Source organism: Pseudomonas sp. M20 (assembly GCF_045037865.1).
Taxonomy (GTDB): Bacteria; Pseudomonadota; Gammaproteobacteria; order Pseudomonadales; family Pseudomonadaceae; genus Aquipseudomonas.
Genome location: NZ_CP173611.1, coordinates 2,416,620 through 2,432,199, shown reverse-complemented (window position 1 = coordinate 2,432,199; position 15,580 = coordinate 2,416,620). Strand labels below are relative to the sequence as shown.

The window sequence follows — 15,580 nt, the reverse complement described above, 5'->3', positions numbered from 1 at the left end:
CGGTTTGAACACGGGTTGGCGGCGGGCGGTGCCAGTCGCCAAGCCACAGGGTTGTCGTTTCAAGTGAAGGCGAGCGGGTGACGCAAGATGGAAACGTTCCAGAGTCCGTTGAAACAACAGAACATCGGCTTTCGCCCATCCACCGTGATGTCGGGCCATGAACGCATGGTGCGGGTGGCGTTTATCCTGCTCGATCATTTTTCGTTGACGACCCTTTCAACGGCGATGGATGCCCTGGCCACTGGAAACCTGATCAACGCTGAGACGATTTACACGGTATCGACCTACTCACTTCAGGGTGGACTGGTTGAAAGTGATATCGGCGTGTCGCTGGCTTCGCAAAGGCTGGTCGCAGAAGGCTTCAGTCATGATGCAGTGATTGTCGTCGGAGGCCAGCGTGTGAGGCTTGCCACGCAGCCAGTGCTGCGCCGAGTGCTGAAGAGGTCCGCGAGCAAAGGGATCGTTGCCGGTTGCTGGAATGCCGCGTTCTATCTCGCCGATGCCGGTTTGCTCGATACTCAGGAGTTCGCCTGCCACAGCGACAGCTGCGGTCTGGTCCATGAATATTTCCCGCAGTTGAAAGTTTCGACTCGCGAGTTTATTTGCACACAGCGTCGGGCCACTTGCGCCAACGCTCATTCGGCGCTGGATATGACCCTGGCGATCATGCAGGAACTGGGTGCGCACAACGATGCGGTACTGGTCGATGAGATAAAACGTGTTCACCAGCCCGCACAAGCTCGTCCGAAGTTCTCGGCAAATGCCGACAGCCTTCGCTGTTCATCGATTCCAAAGCCTTTGAACATCGCGCTCGACTTGATGGAAAAGAACATTGAGGAACCGCTGGAAATCGATGCAATCGCCAGCCAGGTCGGCGTGTCACGCCGGCAACTGGAAAGAAGGTTTGCCCGCTATCTCAATGCGGCACCGAATCGCTACTACCTGGAACTGCGTTTGACCCGGGCCCGGCAACTGATTGTGCAAAGTGATCGCTCGTTGACGGATGTGGCACTGGCAACCGGGTTTGTCAGTTATCCGCACTTCTATAAACGCTTCAAGGATCTGTTCGGCTTACCGCCCATGACCTTCCGGGATTATTACTACTCGAGCGACTGTGCCAGTAGCGGACGTTATGCCGTAGCGGCCAGTTTTTAAAACAAGCAGTCAATCGTCACTGTTTGTGCAAGTGCCAGTTTTGCAAGTTTCCGGATCAACGCCATTGCGTGCGTTTGCTTTGTGCCGCGTACGTTTTGCAACTTCAACGATTAACGGTTTAACACTATGAAAGTCAGTTCATTACCCGCCGATGATGATAGTTGTGGCTGGTTTCATTTGAGCACGCCACGCAGTCCCGAGCCGGCTCACCGTGGGCACCGTTCAGCCCGCTGGGTGATCATCGGTGCCGGCTTCACGGGACTGGCCTGCGCGCGGCAACTGGCGTTGAATTTTCCCGACGACGAAGTGGTGCTTATCGAAGCGCAGGAAGTCGGACTGGGCCCGTCGGGTCGCAATGCCGGTTTTGCCATTGACCTTCCCCATGACATTGGCGCTGAGGATTACATCGGTGACATCGCACTGGCCCGCACCAGTTTGAAACTCAATCTGGCCGGCCAATCGATACTTCGCGAGCTGGTCGATCAATACCGCATCGAATGCCAGATGAAAGCCTGCGGCAAATATCAGGCAGCGGTAGAGACCCGCGGTATCGCCGTACTCGATGCCTATCGCCGGGGCCTGGAAAAACTCGATCAGCCTTTTCAGATGATTGATGCCGATGAGTTGCCCGAACATTTGGGCACGCGGTTTTACCGCAAGGCGTTGTTCACGCCGGGCGCAGTGTTATTGCAACCGTCCGGACTGGTGAAAGGCCTGGCCGACAATTTGCCATCGAACGTCACGCTGTATGAGCGCACCCCGATTCTGGAAGTGGAATACGGCGCCAAGACGCTCCTCAAACATGCCCACGGCAGCATCACCGCCGACAAACTGATTCTGGCGAACAACTCGTTCGGCATGCGCTTCGGTTTCCTGCAAGGGTGCATGTTGCCGATCTACACCTACGCGAGCATCACGCGGCCACTGACCGAAGAAGAACAGGCACGGCTGGGCGGCAAACCTTTCTGGGGCGCGATTCCGGCGGATCCGTTCGGTACCACGGTGCGCCGCACCCCGGATAACCGCCTGCTGATCCGCAACAGTTTCACCTTCAACCCGGATGGCCGCAGCAACAGCAAATACAACGAACGTTTCGTGCGTCGGCACAAGGCTTCATTCGATCAGCGGTTCCCGATGTTGCCGGGCGTGACGTTCGACTACACCTGGGGCGGCGCCTTGGCCATGTCACGCAACCACAACGGCTTCTTCGGTGAACTGGCGCCCAACGTTTATGCCGCGCTCGGATGCAACGGTCTGGGCGTCACGCGCGGAACCGTCACCGGCAAGTTGCTCGCTGACTGGCTGGCGGGGCAGCGTGATCCGCTGATTGATTTCCTGTTGCAGGCGCCAGGCCCCAACAGCAACCCGCCAGAACCGTTTCTTTCGCTTGGGGTGAACATGAACCTCAAGTGGGGGCAGTACCGCGCCGGGAGAGAAAGCTGAGTCTGCGTTGACCGGTCGCTGAAGCCTCGTCGCTTGCAGGCTTGCGCCGCCAATAACCACAGTTTGCCCGGCATGCCGTCGGGTGTACGGATTGAACATTGAACCACTGGAGAAAACGCTATGAACTTTGACGGAATCTTTACCCCTGCCATTACCCCGTTGTCCGCTGATGGCCAGATCGACTATTCGGCGTTCGCCGATGTGCTCGAATATCTGATCGAGTCCAAGGTTCACGGCATCGTTATTGGCGGCTCCACCGGCGAGTATTACGCGCACACCGCCGAGGAGCGCGTGGCCGTGGCCGAGCGCGCCAAAGAGGTGATCCGCGGACGCTTGCCTCTGGTCATCGGCACCGGCGGCATTCGTACCGAAGACTCGGTGTACTTCGCCGAAAAGGCCAAATCCCTGAAAGCGGACGCGATTCTGGTCGGTTCGCCACCGTATGCCTTGCCGACGCAGAAGGAAATTGCCGCCCATGTGCTCGCCGTGGACAAGGCGGCCGGGCTGCCGATCATGCTTTACAACTATCCGTCGCGAATGGGCGTGGCGATGGGCGACGAGTTTTTCGAAGCCATCGCTGGCTGCAAGAACATCGCCGCGATCAAGGAAAGTTCGGGCGAGATGAGTCGCCTGCACCGTCTGGCTCACGCTCATCCGTCGATCCAGTTGTCCTGTGGCTGGGATGATCAGGCGCTGGAGTTCTTCGCCTGGGGTGCGCGCAGTTGGGTTTGCGCCGGTTCGAACTTCATCCCGCGTGAACACATCGCGCTTTACGAAGCCTGCGTGCTGGAAAAGAACTTCGATAAAGGTCGGCGGATCATGTCGGAGATGCTGCCGTTGATGGATTTCCTCGAGAGCGGCAAGTTCGTGCAGTCAATCAAACATGGCAGCGAACTCAGTGGCCTGCGTGCCGGCGGCGTCCGTGCGCCACTGCAAGCACTGGAGCCTTCCGAGAAGCAAGCGCTGGAAGGCGTGATCAAAACCCTGCAGAAAAACGTCGCGCGTATCGTCGAGGAGGCTTGAAATGGCAGACCTGCTGAGTAAAGAGCAATACCTCGAGCTGGCTGCGAAGCTCGAATTTCGCAATCAAGCGTTCATCAACGGCCAGTTTTGCGCCTCGCGTTCAGGCAAGACATTCACCACAACCAACCCGGCTACCGACCAGGTGCTGACTGAGATTGCTGCGTGCAACGCCGATGATGTCGACGCGGCCGTAGCGGCGGCGAAGGAAGCCTTCGATGACGCACGCTGGCATTCACTGGCGCCGTCCGCACGCAAATCGGTATTGCTGCGCTTCGCCCAATTACTGGAAGACCACGCCCATGAGCTGGCGGTGCTGGAAAGCCTGGACAGTGGCAAGCCGATTCGTGAATGCCAGAACATCGACGTGCCGGAAACGATTCATACGTTACGTTGGCATGCCGAGCTGATCGACAAGATCTACGACGCTACGGCACCGGTCGGCTCGGGTGCGGTAACCATGGTCGTGCGTGAACCGATCGGCGTTGTCGGCCTGGTGTTGCCGTGGAACTTCCCGCTGCTGATGCTCGCCTGGAAAATCGGCCCGTCGCTGGCCGCAGGCTGTTCGATCGTGGTCAAACCGGCCAAGGAAACCACCTTGAGCACGTTGCGTGTCGCCGAACTGGCGTATCAGGCGGGGATTCCCGCCGGCGTGTTCAACGTCGTGCCCGGGGGAGGCAAGGAGGCCGGTGAGCCGCTGGGTCGTCATCCGGATGTGGCGATGGTCAGCTTCACCGGTTCAACCGATACCGGGCGGCTGTTCCTCAAATATTCCAGCGAATCGAACCTGAAACGCATCGTGCTGGAATGTGGCGGCAAGAACCCTGCTGTGGTGATGAATGATGTCGAAGACATCGACCTCGTCGCCCAGCATGTGGTCAACGGCGCCTTCTGGAACATGGGTGAAAACTGTTCGGCCTCATCAAGGCTGATCGTACACGCCGACATCAAGGATGAACTGTTGCAGCGTGTGCAGGTTCATTTGGGCGACTGGAAAATGGGCGATCCATTGGACCCTGAAAATCGCTTGGGCTCGATGATCAGCAAGGCGCATTTCGACAAGGTGCGCTCCTACCTTGACGTGGCCCGCGACGAAAATCTGCGCGTACTGGTGGGCGGCAAAACCCTCCAGGATATTTTCGTCGAACCGACTATCGTTGACGGCGTGAGTCGCGATAGCCGTTTGTTCCAGGAAGAGATCTTCGGCCCGGTACTGAGCGTCACCACCTTCCAGACCGTTGACGAAGCCATTGCGCTGGCCAACGACACAGCCTACGGTCTGGCAGCATCGGCTTACACCGGCAACCTGCGCCATGCCCTGAAACTCTCACGCGGGATTCGCGCCGGGATCGTCACGGTGAACTGCTTCGGTGAGGGCGACGCCTCCACGCCATTCGGCGGCTACAAGGAATCAGGGTTCGGCGGGCGCGACAAGTCGATCTGGGCGCACGACCAATACACTGAAATCAAAACCATCTGGATTGACGCTTCCTGATAGCGCCTTGACGCAAGAAACCACATCGCCCCCGACACTGGATTCAGTGGCGGGGCGATTTACCCAATCCATGAGCTGGATTGGTTGGTAGCCACGTCAGCAAAAAAGCTTTCAGTCATCCGCTTTTCTTCAGACATTTTGAACCTAATCCGAAATCGGTCGCTCAACCGTGCAATGTTCGGGGGTGGCGAAATGAACGCGTTCAAGAACCAACTGACATTCGCACAAGAAACCAGACTACTCGCTTTGGCTGCCTGGCAACGTGCACTGGAAAACCTTGAACTGCGAATGGACTGCCCAGACGCCTATCACGACGAACTGCTGCGCCAGTCGGATGAAATGGACCGCTTGGGCATACTCAGTTGGAACGAGTGGCGCGACCTGCGTAGAGAAGCAGATGTCGCCTATCTGCGCGCAGTCGCTGGAGACGATTACCACTGAGGTCATGTACGGTCGTTATCCGCATCCACTGAAAAGATCGAATCAACAAAACAGGAGATTTCCATGCCCGAGCCGTTGTCCTCATCAGGTGCACCAACTCGCTCCTGGTTCGCTCGTTTCTCAGGGTGTGGATGGGGCGGGCGGGTCTTCTGGTCAATTCTGATCGGCGTGACAATCTTCCTGCTGATAAGCGGGTATGACGCCTTTGTCGGGGCCAACAAACAAAATCTGCACTTCGCTTTTATCGGTGGCATGACTGGCTTCGCTGCGACAGCAATCGGTGCTGTCGTAGCGATCGCGTTGCGAGACATCGCCGCCCGAACCCAAGACATCATGCTCGGCTTCGCCGCCGGGATGATGCTGGCCGCGAGTTCGTTTTCGCTCATTCTGCCTGGCATAGAAGCGGCTCGGGCGCTTTGCGATAACCAGTTGCTCGCGGCCTGCGTCGTCGTCGCAGGGTTGGGATTGGGCGTAGCGCTGATGGTCGGCCTTGATCGTTTCGTGCCTCACGAACACGAGAAAAGCGGACGCCGAGGGCCGGACGCGCAGCGCATCAATCGTGTCTGGTTGTTCGTCCTGGCAATCACACTGCATAACCTGCCGGAAGGCATGGCCATTGGCGTGAGCTTCGCCAACGGCGACATGAAGGTGGGACTCCCGCTGACCACGGCGATCGCCATCCAGGATATTCCCGAAGGCCTGGCTGTCGCTCTAGCGTTACGCGTGACAGGCATCTCTGCACTTCGCGCAGCGCTTATTGCAGTGGGTTCGGGGTTGATGGAACCGATTGGCGCCATTGTCGGACTGGGCATTTCCAGCAGCTTTGCGTTGGGATATCCCGTTGCGCTCGGTTTGGCCGCCGGGGCGATGATTTTTGTGGTCTCCCATGAGGTCATTCCCGAGACCCATCGCAACGGTCATGAGACCCCGGCTACCTTGGGACTGATGCTCGGCTTTGGGGTGATGATGTTTCTCGATACTGCTTTGGGTTAATCACGAACCTGACCACTGGAGAGAAACCCTCACGCACTGGCTTTAACCTCAGCCTTGACTACTGATTTACGGTAAGTCAGCAAAACGATGCCCGTGACCACAATCACCCCGCCGAAAATCTGTCCTGTACTGAGCATTTGGTCCAGCACAATCCAGCCCATCAACAGCGTTGCTAGTGGCTCGATGTTCATGACCGGCGCATTGCGCGGCATGTCGAGGCGAGGCACGGAAATGAACAGGACGATAAAACCTGTGCCGTACAGCACCACCAGGGTGGCAAGGGCCAGCCATCCGGTCGAGGTGGCGGGCAGGTTCAAGCCGCCGGGAAGGGCGCCCGTCAGTCCTGCCAGGTTGACGCTGCTGAACACGATGAAAATGGTCAGCAGACTGCGCACCGAGCCGCGTACCTGAGACAGTTTGTGGTCGGTGATCCACAACGCGCAGGCGAACACGCTGGCGGCACAGAACGCGAGCGCGACGCCGGTCAGCCATTGCGCACTGACGTCTGTCGTGGTCGAGAGACGCCCGGGGACGTCCAGCACAAACACCAGACCCAACAGAATCAAACCCATCAACGTCGCAGTGCGTGCGCTCGGTCGCTGGCCACCCAGCGCCCAGGTGAGCAATGCCAGCAGAATAGGAAATACGTTCGCCACCAGCAGGGCCAGCGCCACCGGCACCCGTGCGACAGCAGAGTAAAGGCACAGACTCTGCGCAGTGATCAGCAACCCCAGCAACAGTTGCCAGCGCCAGGCACCGGCCGGCAAGCGCGGGCTTTGTCTTTGCCACAGCACCAGGATGGCGAGCACCAGCAGGGTCCCGCCGGAACGCATCAAAATAGCCAGCAACACACCCGCACCATCATCAAATGCGACCCGCGCCGCCACATGATTGCCGGCAAATGCACAGCCCATGCACAACAGAATGATCACAGCCAGATAGCGGGGGAAGGGTGGCGGCACGGCTTGCGCAGCGGTAGGGCGAGGCATGGCAGATCTCAGGATTGTTAGCCGTTCGAACGACTTGGTTTTTATTTGGTTGTCGTACAACTATGCCGTTTTATCGCATTCAGCGACGTCGGGCAATAGACCTGAAAACGCACAGCGACGCATATGTTCGGCGTCAAGGTGGATTTTTACGTATTTGATTAAGCGTAGAGATCGTATGACTTGATAGAGCAGGGGCGTATCGGCCCCTGCTTCCAGGGATTTACACATTCATGACAGGCGGGTGGTCTGCTTCTGCTCAAGCATGAAATGGATAATCGATATACCCACGCTGATCCCCGCCGAAAAAGCTGCTCGGGTCTGGCGCGTTGAGCGCCAGACCATCATGCAGCCGACGCGGCAAGTCAGGGTTGGCCAGGAACGGGCGGCCGAACGCAATGATGTCGGCACGATCGGCAATCAGCGCCTGTTCGGCAGATTGCGCATCGTAGCCGCCCGCCAGGATCAGCACGCCGTTCCACGTCTTGCGCAACTGCGCAATGATCGCGTCCCAGCGCGGGTCGAAGTTCTCATCTTTGACTGTGCCGACCATTGCTGGCTCGACCAGGTGCAGATAGGCCAGATTCCATTGGTTGAGCGCCTCGACCAAGTGGCCGAAGGTCGCCTCCGGGGTGTCGTCACCCATGCCCATGAAGCGCCCCATCGGCGTCAGGCGTACGCCGACCCGTTCGGCACCGACTTCTTCAGTGACGGCCGCCACCACTTCCAGCAGAAACCGCGCGCGATTCGCCACGCTGCCGCCATAGGCATCGTTACGCTGATTGCTGTTGCTGTTAAGAAACTGATCGAGCAGGTAACCGTTGCCGGCATGAATTTCCACGCCGTCCATGCCTGCCTGCAATGCGTTGCGCGCGGCCACGCGATAGTCCTCGACGATCCCGGCGATTTCTGCGGTTTCCAGCGCGCGCGGCACCGGCACATCACCCCAGACGCCGTTACCGTTTTCATCGACGATAAACGTCTTGCCAGGTACCGGCAGCGCGCTGGGCGCAACCGGCAGGCCGGCATCAGGTTGGAAACTGGGGTGGGACACCCGGCCAACGTGCCACAGCTGCATGAAGATCAGACCGCCAGCCTCATGCACCGCCGCGCTGACGTCACGCCACGCCCGCACCTGCTCAGGGCTGTAGATGCCAGGCGTCCAGGCATAACCCTGAGCCTGCCGGGAGATTTGCGTGGCCTCGGTGATGATCAGCGCGGCGCTGGCCCGTTGGCGGTAGTACTCGGCGTTCATCGGCGTCGGCACATCGCCCGGTTGGCCGGCGCGTGAGCGCGTTAACGGCGCCATCGCCACGCGATGGGCGAGGGTGCAAGGACCGAGTGCGAGGGGTTGGAACAGACGACGGGTCATGGGTAGCTCCAGATAAAAACAAAGGAAATTCAAGCGCGGCAGCGGCGCCGCGAACCAGTGCCGCTAAATTAACCGGGTGCAGCGGGGCTGATAATCAGTGACCGGCGCTACGCTGTTTTGCGCAGGGCGCAATGGCGCCCGTGCTCATCAGCGATGAACACGGGCGTGGCTCAGGCGGGCTGGTTAGAACGGGTCAGCGGCAGGTTCAGCCAGCGCCGGCCAGTGGCGTTGGCGACGGCGTTGCCAAGGGCAGCGGCCATCGGCCCCTGGACGATTTCAGCGGCACCGAGGAACGGTTCTCCCGGCTGGTCGAGCAAATGCACATCGACTTGTTTCGGCAGTTGCGTGAAACGCAGAATCGGATAACCGCTCCAGTCGTAGCTGCGAATACCCCCCGCGTCGTAGGCAACTTTTTCGTACAGGGTCCAGCTCGCGGACTGCACGATGCCGCCCTCGACCTGATTGCGCAGGCCATCCGGGCTGACGATCTGGCCGACGTCCACCGCCGTCACCACGTGATCGATGCGAATCTCGCCGGTCTGCGGATGCACCCGCAGCTTCACGGCGATGGCGCAGTAACCCATGATGTTTTTATAGCGAGCGAAGGCGAAACCGATACCGGCGCCGGGCTCGCTGCTTTTTTGCGGCCAACCGATCTCATCCCGCACACGTTCTACCACCGCGCGAGCACGCGGGTCGCTGAGATGGTCCAGACGCAACGCGACCGCGTCGATGCCGGCCCTGATCGCCAGTTCGTCGATACTCGCCTCGATGGCGAAGATATTGATGTGCGCACCCAGCGAACGCATGGCCGAGGTGCGAAAGGGCATTTCGGTGACGAAGGTCATGTTGATGCGCGTCGAGTTCAACTCGTACAGCGGCACCGCGTTGCGATCACCATCGCCTTCGGGCTGGGCGATCGGCACGGATGGCGCTGACGTGAAGGGCCGCGCGAGCAAGCGTGCCGGCAGCAGACGCCCGGCGTTGACGATGCGTTCGTTGTGCGGCGTGGTCCAGAGTTCGTAGGCCCAGTCCTGCAGGCGGCCTTGGCTGAGGCTGGCGTCGACTTCGGTGACCATCGCCGAGCTATACGGCTCCCAAAGATTTTCCTGTTCGCGCATCCATTGCACGCGCACCGGCGTCCCGGGCACGCGCAGGGCAATCAATGCCGCATCGGCGGCGGCATCATCGGCGCCGTTGTGGCCGTAACACCCTGAGCCTTCGGTATGAATACAGCGCACCCGCTCAGGTGGCAGACCGAGCATTTCGGCAATGCCGGCGCGCAGCGGATAAACACCTTGGGTGTGGGTCCAGACCGTGAGATTGCCGTCCTTGAACCAGGCCACTGCGCAAGACGGGCCGATCGAGCCGTGCATCAGATATTGCTTGGTAACCCGCGCCTGAAAACGCGTGTCGGCCGCGCCGCTCGGCGTGCCGCTGTGGCTGATCGGATAGCGCCGTGAGGGCAGGCGTTTAAGCAGACCATGAATTTCGGCCGCATCGGGAATCGCCTCGCCCACGCTCCATTGCGTCACCTCGCTGGCACGGCGCATGGCTTTGATCGCTTGCCACTCATCACCGGCGACCACCGCCAGATAGTTGCCGTCGCGGATCACCTTGACCACGCCAGCCAACGCCTCGATGGACGCCGTATCGAATGCTTGCAGCGTGCAGCCCGGACGAGGCGGGCGGATCACCCGCGCGTGCAGCATGCCCGGCAGGCGCATGTCCTGGACGAATGCTGCGCCACCGCTGACCTTCGCCGGGATGTCGAGGCGCGGCAAAGAATCGCCGATCAGTTTGAAGTCAGCGGCGGCCATCGCCGGTGACTGGGCCTTGGCGTATTGGTGCACATCGACATGCCCGACCGCGTCGGCATAACTCATCCGCTGACTGGCCGGACCTTCGATCACACCGTCGCGGGTGCTCAGCAGCGCCGCATCAACCTGCCAACGGCGCGCGGCGGCATCGACGAGCATTTCGCGCACCTGCGCAGCGGCGTTATACAACGCGGTACCGCTGTCGAAAATGCTGTGGCTGCCGGCGGTGTAGCCTTCGTTGGGTGTCAGCGCGGTGTCGGCGGTGAGCAGGTTTATGGAGGTTGTCGGCACCTGCAAACGCTCAGCGGCAATTTGCAGCAGCGCGGTTTTCACACCGGTGCCCAATTCGACCTTGCCGGTGTAGACGGTAATGCCATCGGCGCCGATGCGGATCCAGGCGTCGAGAAACGGGTTGGTGCGCAGGCTTCCGGGCAGGTCGGGTGCGAGGACCACGGTGCCGAGCGTATCGACTTCCGTATCCGCCAACACACGTCGCGCCACCGGCATCAGGGTGAACGCCATCAGCAACGCACCACCGCGCAGAAAGGCGCGCCGACTAGGGTTCAAACCATTCGACTCGCTCATTTCAGGCTCCCGTTGTGCCCGGCCACCTGTTTGATCGCCTCGATGATCCGCAAGTGCGTACCGCAGCGGCACAGGTTGCCGGCCATGTGCTCGAGAATGGTCGCCTCATCCGGGTGGCGATTACGCTCAAGCAAAGCTTGCGCGCGCATCAGCATGCCGGCGATGCAGTAGCCGCATTGTGCGGCCTGTTTCTCGATGAACGCGGCTTGCAGAGGGCCTGGTTTTTCCGTGCTGCCGAGGCTTTCCACGGTGCGGATCTTTTTGCCTTCGAGGCCGGCGCAGGGCGTCAGGCAGGCGAACACCGGTCGATCATCGACGATCACGGTGCAGGCGCCACATTGACCGAGACCGCAACCGTATTTGGCGCCGTTGAGGTTCAAGTGATTGCGCAGCGCATACAGCAGCGGCATGTCCGGCTCCAGCTCAAGCGGTTGCGCGGCTCCGTTGACGTTGAGGGTGATCTGGCTCATTTCGTCTCCTGACGTAACGCTTCAATAGTGGAAGGGAGGTCGGCCCACGGCTGATCGGGGCTGGCTTGCTGACGCAGATACGCGGCCAGTGCACCGAGCTGCGCGTTGTCGAGGCTGGCGGCGAACGCCGGCATCAGCGGGCCGGGCGATCCTGGCGTGGCGGGCAAGCCTTCAAGCACGGTTTTGAGGAAGTTGCGCGAACTGGCCGCTTGCAGCGCCGAGGTGCTTTGCAACCCCGGGCGACCATCGATGGTGCGCATCGGCGCCGCCGGGCCATGGCAGCCGGCGCAGGCACTGCTGAAGAGCAGGGCGCCGCTCGAATAGTCTGCCGGCTCACTGGCAGGCGTCTTCGCCGTCGTCTCTGTCACCGAAGGCGGGTTTTCCAGGCTGAGCAAATACTCGGCAATTGCCTCGGCTTCACTGGCGGGCAAGCGGGCCAGACTCAAGCTGACCGGCCGCATCGGCCCGGCGGGTGTGCCGTGGCCATCGACGATCTCGGCGCGCAGATAGCCGACCAGTTGCGCGCGACTCCACGGGTTGACGCGTTGGCCCATACCGACCAGTGCGGGCGCATGCCAGCCGTCAACGCTGCCGCCCTGTAGGTATTCCGAGGACTTTTCCGCGCCGATCAGGTTCAGCGGCGAATGGCAGCCAGCGCAATGGCCCGGACCGTCGGCCAGATAACGCCCTCGATTCCACGCTTCGCTGCGCCCCGCCAGCGGCGTCAGTGGTTCTCCGTGCAGGAACAGCAGGTTCCAGAACGACACCAACGGGCGAATGTTCATCGGAAAGTTCATCTGGTTCTGCGCGGCCGGCGCGTGCACGGCGGGGCCGCTCATCAAGTAGGCATAGGCGTCGGCGATGTCTGCTGCGCTCATGCGCCGGTAATGTACGTAGGGGAATGCCGGATAGAGCAAGTGACCATCGCGAGCGATGCCCTGACGCATCGCCCGCTCGAAGGCCGGCAGCGACCATTGGCCGATACCGGTCTCTGCGTCCGGGGTGATGTTGGTGCTGTACAGCGTGCCGAACGGCGTTACCAGCGGCAGCCCGCCGGCCAGATATTCACCGCCGGGGCGCGTATGGCAGACCGCACAATCGCCGGCCTCGACCACCCGCGCCCCGCGTTGCAACTGCGAAGTGTCGAACATCGTCGGGCGCTCGATCGGCGCAATCACCGGGCGCCACATCAGCCAAGCGGCACCGATCAGGCCGAGCACGGCGACGACGGCCACGCTGATCCAAAGCGTTCTGGATTTCAGAAATGAGTTGTTCATGGCACAGGAAGAAACGCGGCAGGCGATGACAGGACGGATGGGCTGCGGGTCATGGAAACGCTCCTTGTGATAGCCGGGGAAGGGCGCCGCCGGGGACGACAGCGCCAGAGGCCAAAGCGTAGAGAAACCACCAGCGTCGGAGAATCAGCGGCGCACGCAACAGCGCGTTGCGCGAGAAGCAACGCCTGCGCCGTTGCGCCGGACGCATCACTGCGTTGCCCGCCGCATGGATTCTGCGCATCGCCACAGGGCCGTAGCCTTGGCAGCACTTTCCTGAATTCAATGAGGTGTCATCATGCTCACGAGCAATCCGGTCATTGCGACCAACGCCGAACAGCCGGCTGGACTTTCCGGCCTGATGGTCGCGTTCCTGGCATTTTGCTGTGGCGCGGTCGTGGCCAATCTTTATTACGCGCAGCCGATCGTCGAACTCATTGCACCGCAGATCGGTCTGTCCAGCGCCAATGCCAGCCTGATCGTTTCGCTCACGCAGTTTGGCTACGCGCTGGGCCTGTTGCTGCTGGTACCGCTGGCCGATCTGATGGAAAACCGTCGGCTGGTGGTCGGCTTCACGCTAGCGGCCAGCGTCACGCTGTTGTGCGCCGGACTGACCCATTCGCCGTCGATGTTCCTGGTGTTGTCTTTGCTCATCGGTCTGACGTCGGTGGCTGTGCAGATCCTTGTGCCGCTGGCGGCGCACCTGGCGCCCGAGGCCAGCCGTGGCCGCGTTGTCGGCAATATCATGAGCGGTCTGCTGCTGGGGATTCTGTTGTCGCGGCCACTGTCGAGTTTGTTGGTTGAAGTGTTCGGCTGGCGCGGAGTGTTTTACAGCGCATCAGCCCTGATGGCCGTCATCGCGCTGATTACCGCCGTGGCACTGCCGCGTCGGCTGCCGACGCATAAAGCCACCTATGCTGCGCTGATCGGTTCGGTGTTTGCCTTGGCCCGGCGCTATCCACTGTTGCGTCAGCGCTCGCTGTATCAAGGGTTGCTGTTTGCCAGTTTCAGCCTGTTCTGGACCCTCGCGCCGATTGAACTGATGCGTCACCACGGTTTCACTCAGGCACACGTGGCGATCTTCGCGCTGGTCGGTGCGGTGGGTGCCATTGCCGCGCCGATTGCCGGACGTCTGGCCGATGCCGGGCATGGTCGTCGCGGCACGCTGGTCGCATTGCTGCTGGCGCCGGTTTCGCTGCTGATCGCTGCGCTCCCGGGCAGCGGCTATATCTGGTTGGTGGTGTGCGCGGTGCTGCTGGATTTCGCCGTGCAATTGAACATGGTGCTCGGCCAGCGTGAGGTGTACGCCCTCGATCCCCATAGCCGTGCGCGCCTGAACGCCGTGTACATGACCAGTATTTTCGTCGGCGGCGCCGTGGGCTCACTGGTCGCCAGTCCGCTGTACGAGCACTTCGGCTGGAACCTGTCCGCCGTCACGGTGGCGCTACTGCCAGCGCTGGCGCTCGGGTTGTTTCTGAGCCGCAAGAGCGATGTCTGAACAGCCGACGAGTGCGGGCAAGCACGGCGGCACAAGACGAAGGGCGAACAGTGATGCACAATCATCCGCGTTCCCTTTCGACCGGACCCCGCTTATGGACAAGTTGCTGGCACTGAAGATGTTTGTGGAAACCGTGCGCTGCGGGGGCTATTCCTCGGCAGCGCGCAAACTCGGGATATCCACGTCGTCAGTGACACGGCAAGTGGCAGGGCTGGAACACGAGCTGGGCGCGAGCCTGCTCAATCGCACCACGCGCAACACCAGCGTGACCGTTGCCGGCCAGACCTATTTCGAAAAAGCCGTGGCGATTCTCGACGCGATCGACGAAGCCGATGCCGTCGTCGCCGATCGTGGCGCCGAAGCGCAGGGCCGTCTGCGCATCAGCGTGCCGGTGGAGTTCGGCCGACGCCTGATCGCGCCGCACCTGAGCCGTTTGCTCGAGCGGCATCCGGGGCTGGAGATCAGTCTGTCGCTGAGTGATCAGGTCAGCGACCTGCTCAGCGAGCAGATCGATGTTTCGGTGCGGCTGGGATCCTCCGTGGTCAGTGAAGACATCGTCAGCAAACGCGTGGGGCAGTTCGAGCGCTGGGTGGTGGCGAGTCCGGCGTATCTGGCGCGTAGCGCCACGCTCTGTCATCCACGGGACTTGCTGGAGCATCAGTGCCTGCGTTTCGATTACGGCGGCACGCACCAGCACTGGACCTTCCAGAATGAAGACGCGCCCATTCAACTCAACGTCCATGGGCGCCTGCAAAGCAACAACGCCGACATCCTGCGCGAGGCCGCCATCGGCGGCGGCGGGGTGACGCTGCTGGCTGACTGGCTGGTACGCGACGACGTCGCAGCCGGCCGGCTGACCCGCTTGCTTGAGCACTACGAGGTCAATCCCGGCAGTGCCAGCACGTGCATCAACGCGTTGTATTTACCCAATCACCGTGGGTCCAGCCGGATCAATGTGTTTATCGATTTCCTGATGGAAGTTCTCAACCCGGCGGCCGCGACCACGCCCGCAGCGTGATCCCGGCGGC

General features: G+C 60.9%; 13 protein-coding genes. 8 read left to right on the top strand and 5 right to left on the bottom strand.

The annotated features are described in order from the left end of the window. Positions 1-87: 87 nt before the first annotated feature. From ACI514_RS10870 to ACI514_RS10845, 6 genes are all read left to right on the top strand, one after another. Positions 88-1,155 carry a GlxA family transcriptional regulator gene (locus ACI514_RS10870; RefSeq protein ID WP_405123781.1) on the top strand — a complete coding sequence of 356 codons (1,068 nt, stop codon included), beginning with the start codon at positions 88-90 and terminating at the stop codon, positions 1,153-1,155. A 126-nt stretch (positions 1,156-1,281) separates the two neighbouring features. Then, positions 1,282-2,598, top strand: coding sequence for an NAD(P)/FAD-dependent oxidoreductase (locus ACI514_RS10865; RefSeq protein ID WP_405123780.1), 1,317 nt, complete (start codon positions 1,282-1,284; stop codon positions 2,596-2,598). A gap of 120 nt (positions 2,599-2,718) precedes the next feature. Continuing rightward, the gene (locus tag ACI514_RS10860) at positions 2,719-3,621 is read left to right on the top strand and encodes a dihydrodipicolinate synthase family protein (RefSeq protein ID WP_405123779.1); all 903 of its coding nucleotides are present in this window, start codon (positions 2,719-2,721) and stop codon (positions 3,619-3,621) included. Position 3,622: 1 nt separating this feature from the next. Next, on the top strand, positions 3,623-5,113 hold the full coding sequence (locus ACI514_RS10855; RefSeq protein WP_405123778.1) for an aldehyde dehydrogenase: 1,491 nt from the start codon (positions 3,623-3,625) through the stop codon (positions 5,111-5,113). 192 nt (positions 5,114-5,305) lie between these two features. After that, positions 5,306-5,554 (top strand): hypothetical protein, encoded by a 249-nt coding sequence (locus ACI514_RS10850; RefSeq protein WP_174244452.1) that lies wholly within the window; start codon positions 5,306-5,308, stop codon positions 5,552-5,554. A 63-nt stretch (positions 5,555-5,617) separates the two neighbouring features. Then, the gene (locus ACI514_RS10845) at positions 5,618-6,547 is read left to right on the top strand and encodes a ZIP family metal transporter (RefSeq protein WP_405123777.1); all 930 of its coding nucleotides are present in this window, start codon (positions 5,618-5,620) and stop codon (positions 6,545-6,547) included. A gap of 29 nt (positions 6,548-6,576) precedes the next feature. On the opposite strand, the gene ACI514_RS10840 is transcribed toward ACI514_RS10845, so the two are convergent. The 5 genes from ACI514_RS10840 to ACI514_RS10820 form a co-directional block, all read right to left on the bottom strand. After that, positions 6,577-7,536, bottom strand: coding sequence for an EamA family transporter (locus tag ACI514_RS10840; RefSeq protein WP_405123776.1), 960 nt, complete (start codon positions 7,534-7,536; stop codon positions 6,577-6,579). Positions 7,537-7,792: 256 nt separating this feature from the next. Beyond that, positions 7,793-8,905 (bottom strand): alkene reductase, encoded by a 1,113-nt coding sequence (locus tag ACI514_RS10835; RefSeq protein ID WP_405123775.1) that lies wholly within the window; start codon positions 8,903-8,905, stop codon positions 7,793-7,795. Between the two features lie 170 nt (positions 8,906-9,075). Next, entirely contained in the window at positions 9,076-11,310 is a 2,235-nt protein-coding gene (locus tag ACI514_RS10830) for a molybdopterin cofactor-binding domain-containing protein (protein ID WP_405123774.1), read from the bottom strand. Next, complete coding sequence (locus tag ACI514_RS10825; protein ID WP_405123773.1) at positions 11,307-11,780, bottom strand: (2Fe-2S)-binding protein; 474 nt, start codon at positions 11,778-11,780, stop codon at positions 11,307-11,309. The genes ACI514_RS10830 and ACI514_RS10825 overlap by 4 nt, the downstream gene beginning before the upstream one ends. Continuing rightward, positions 11,777-13,057, bottom strand: coding sequence for a c-type cytochrome (locus ACI514_RS10820; protein WP_405123772.1), 1,281 nt, complete (start codon positions 13,055-13,057; stop codon positions 11,777-11,779). Before ACI514_RS10820 ends, ACI514_RS10825 begins: the two co-directional genes overlap by 4 nt. 295 nt (positions 13,058-13,352) lie before the next feature. Here ACI514_RS10820 and ACI514_RS10815 point away from each other — a divergent pair, with 295 nt between their 5' ends. Continuing rightward, positions 13,353-14,552, top strand: coding sequence for an MFS transporter (locus tag ACI514_RS10815; RefSeq protein WP_160057847.1), 1,200 nt, complete (start codon positions 13,353-13,355; stop codon positions 14,550-14,552). A gap of 94 nt (positions 14,553-14,646) precedes the next feature. Further along, entirely contained in the window at positions 14,647-15,570 is a 924-nt protein-coding gene (locus ACI514_RS10810; RefSeq protein WP_405123771.1) for a LysR family transcriptional regulator, read from the top strand. The last annotated feature ends 10 nt before the right edge of the window (positions 15,571-15,580 follow it).

Bases quoted from the DNA above. Each gene is read 5' to 3' on its own strand.
- ACI514_RS10825 (WP_405123773.1), bottom strand. From the start codon at position 11,780: ATGAGCCAGATCACCCTCAACGTCAACGGAGCCGCGCAACCGCTTGAG.
- ACI514_RS10815 (WP_160057847.1), top strand. From the start codon at position 13,353: ATGCTCACGAGCAATCCGGTCATTGCGACCAACGCCGAACAGCCGGCT.
- ACI514_RS10835 (WP_405123775.1), bottom strand. From the start codon at position 8,905: ATGACCCGTCGTCTGTTCCAACCCCTCGCACTCGGTCCTTGCACCCTC.
- ACI514_RS10840 (WP_405123776.1), bottom strand. From the start codon at position 7,536: ATGCCTCGCCCTACCGCTGCGCAAGCCGTGCCGCCACCCTTCCCCCGC.
- ACI514_RS10820 (WP_405123772.1), bottom strand. From the start codon at position 13,057: ATGAACAACTCATTTCTGAAATCCAGAACGCTTTGGATCAGCGTGGCC.
- ACI514_RS10810 (WP_405123771.1), top strand. From the start codon at position 14,647: ATGGACAAGTTGCTGGCACTGAAGATGTTTGTGGAAACCGTGCGCTGC.
- ACI514_RS10865 (WP_405123780.1), top strand. From the start codon at position 1,282: ATGAAAGTCAGTTCATTACCCGCCGATGATGATAGTTGTGGCTGGTTT.
- ACI514_RS10830 (WP_405123774.1), bottom strand. From the start codon at position 11,310: ATGAGCGAGTCGAATGGTTTGAACCCTAGTCGGCGCGCCTTTCTGCGC.
- ACI514_RS10845 (WP_405123777.1), top strand. From the start codon at position 5,618: ATGCCCGAGCCGTTGTCCTCATCAGGTGCACCAACTCGCTCCTGGTTC.
- ACI514_RS10855 (WP_405123778.1), top strand. From the start codon at position 3,623: ATGGCAGACCTGCTGAGTAAAGAGCAATACCTCGAGCTGGCTGCGAAG.
- ACI514_RS10870 (WP_405123781.1), top strand. From the start codon at position 88: ATGGAAACGTTCCAGAGTCCGTTGAAACAACAGAACATCGGCTTTCGC.
- ACI514_RS10850 (WP_174244452.1), top strand. From the start codon at position 5,306: ATGAACGCGTTCAAGAACCAACTGACATTCGCACAAGAAACCAGACTA.
- ACI514_RS10860 (WP_405123779.1), top strand. From the start codon at position 2,719: ATGAACTTTGACGGAATCTTTACCCCTGCCATTACCCCGTTGTCCGCT.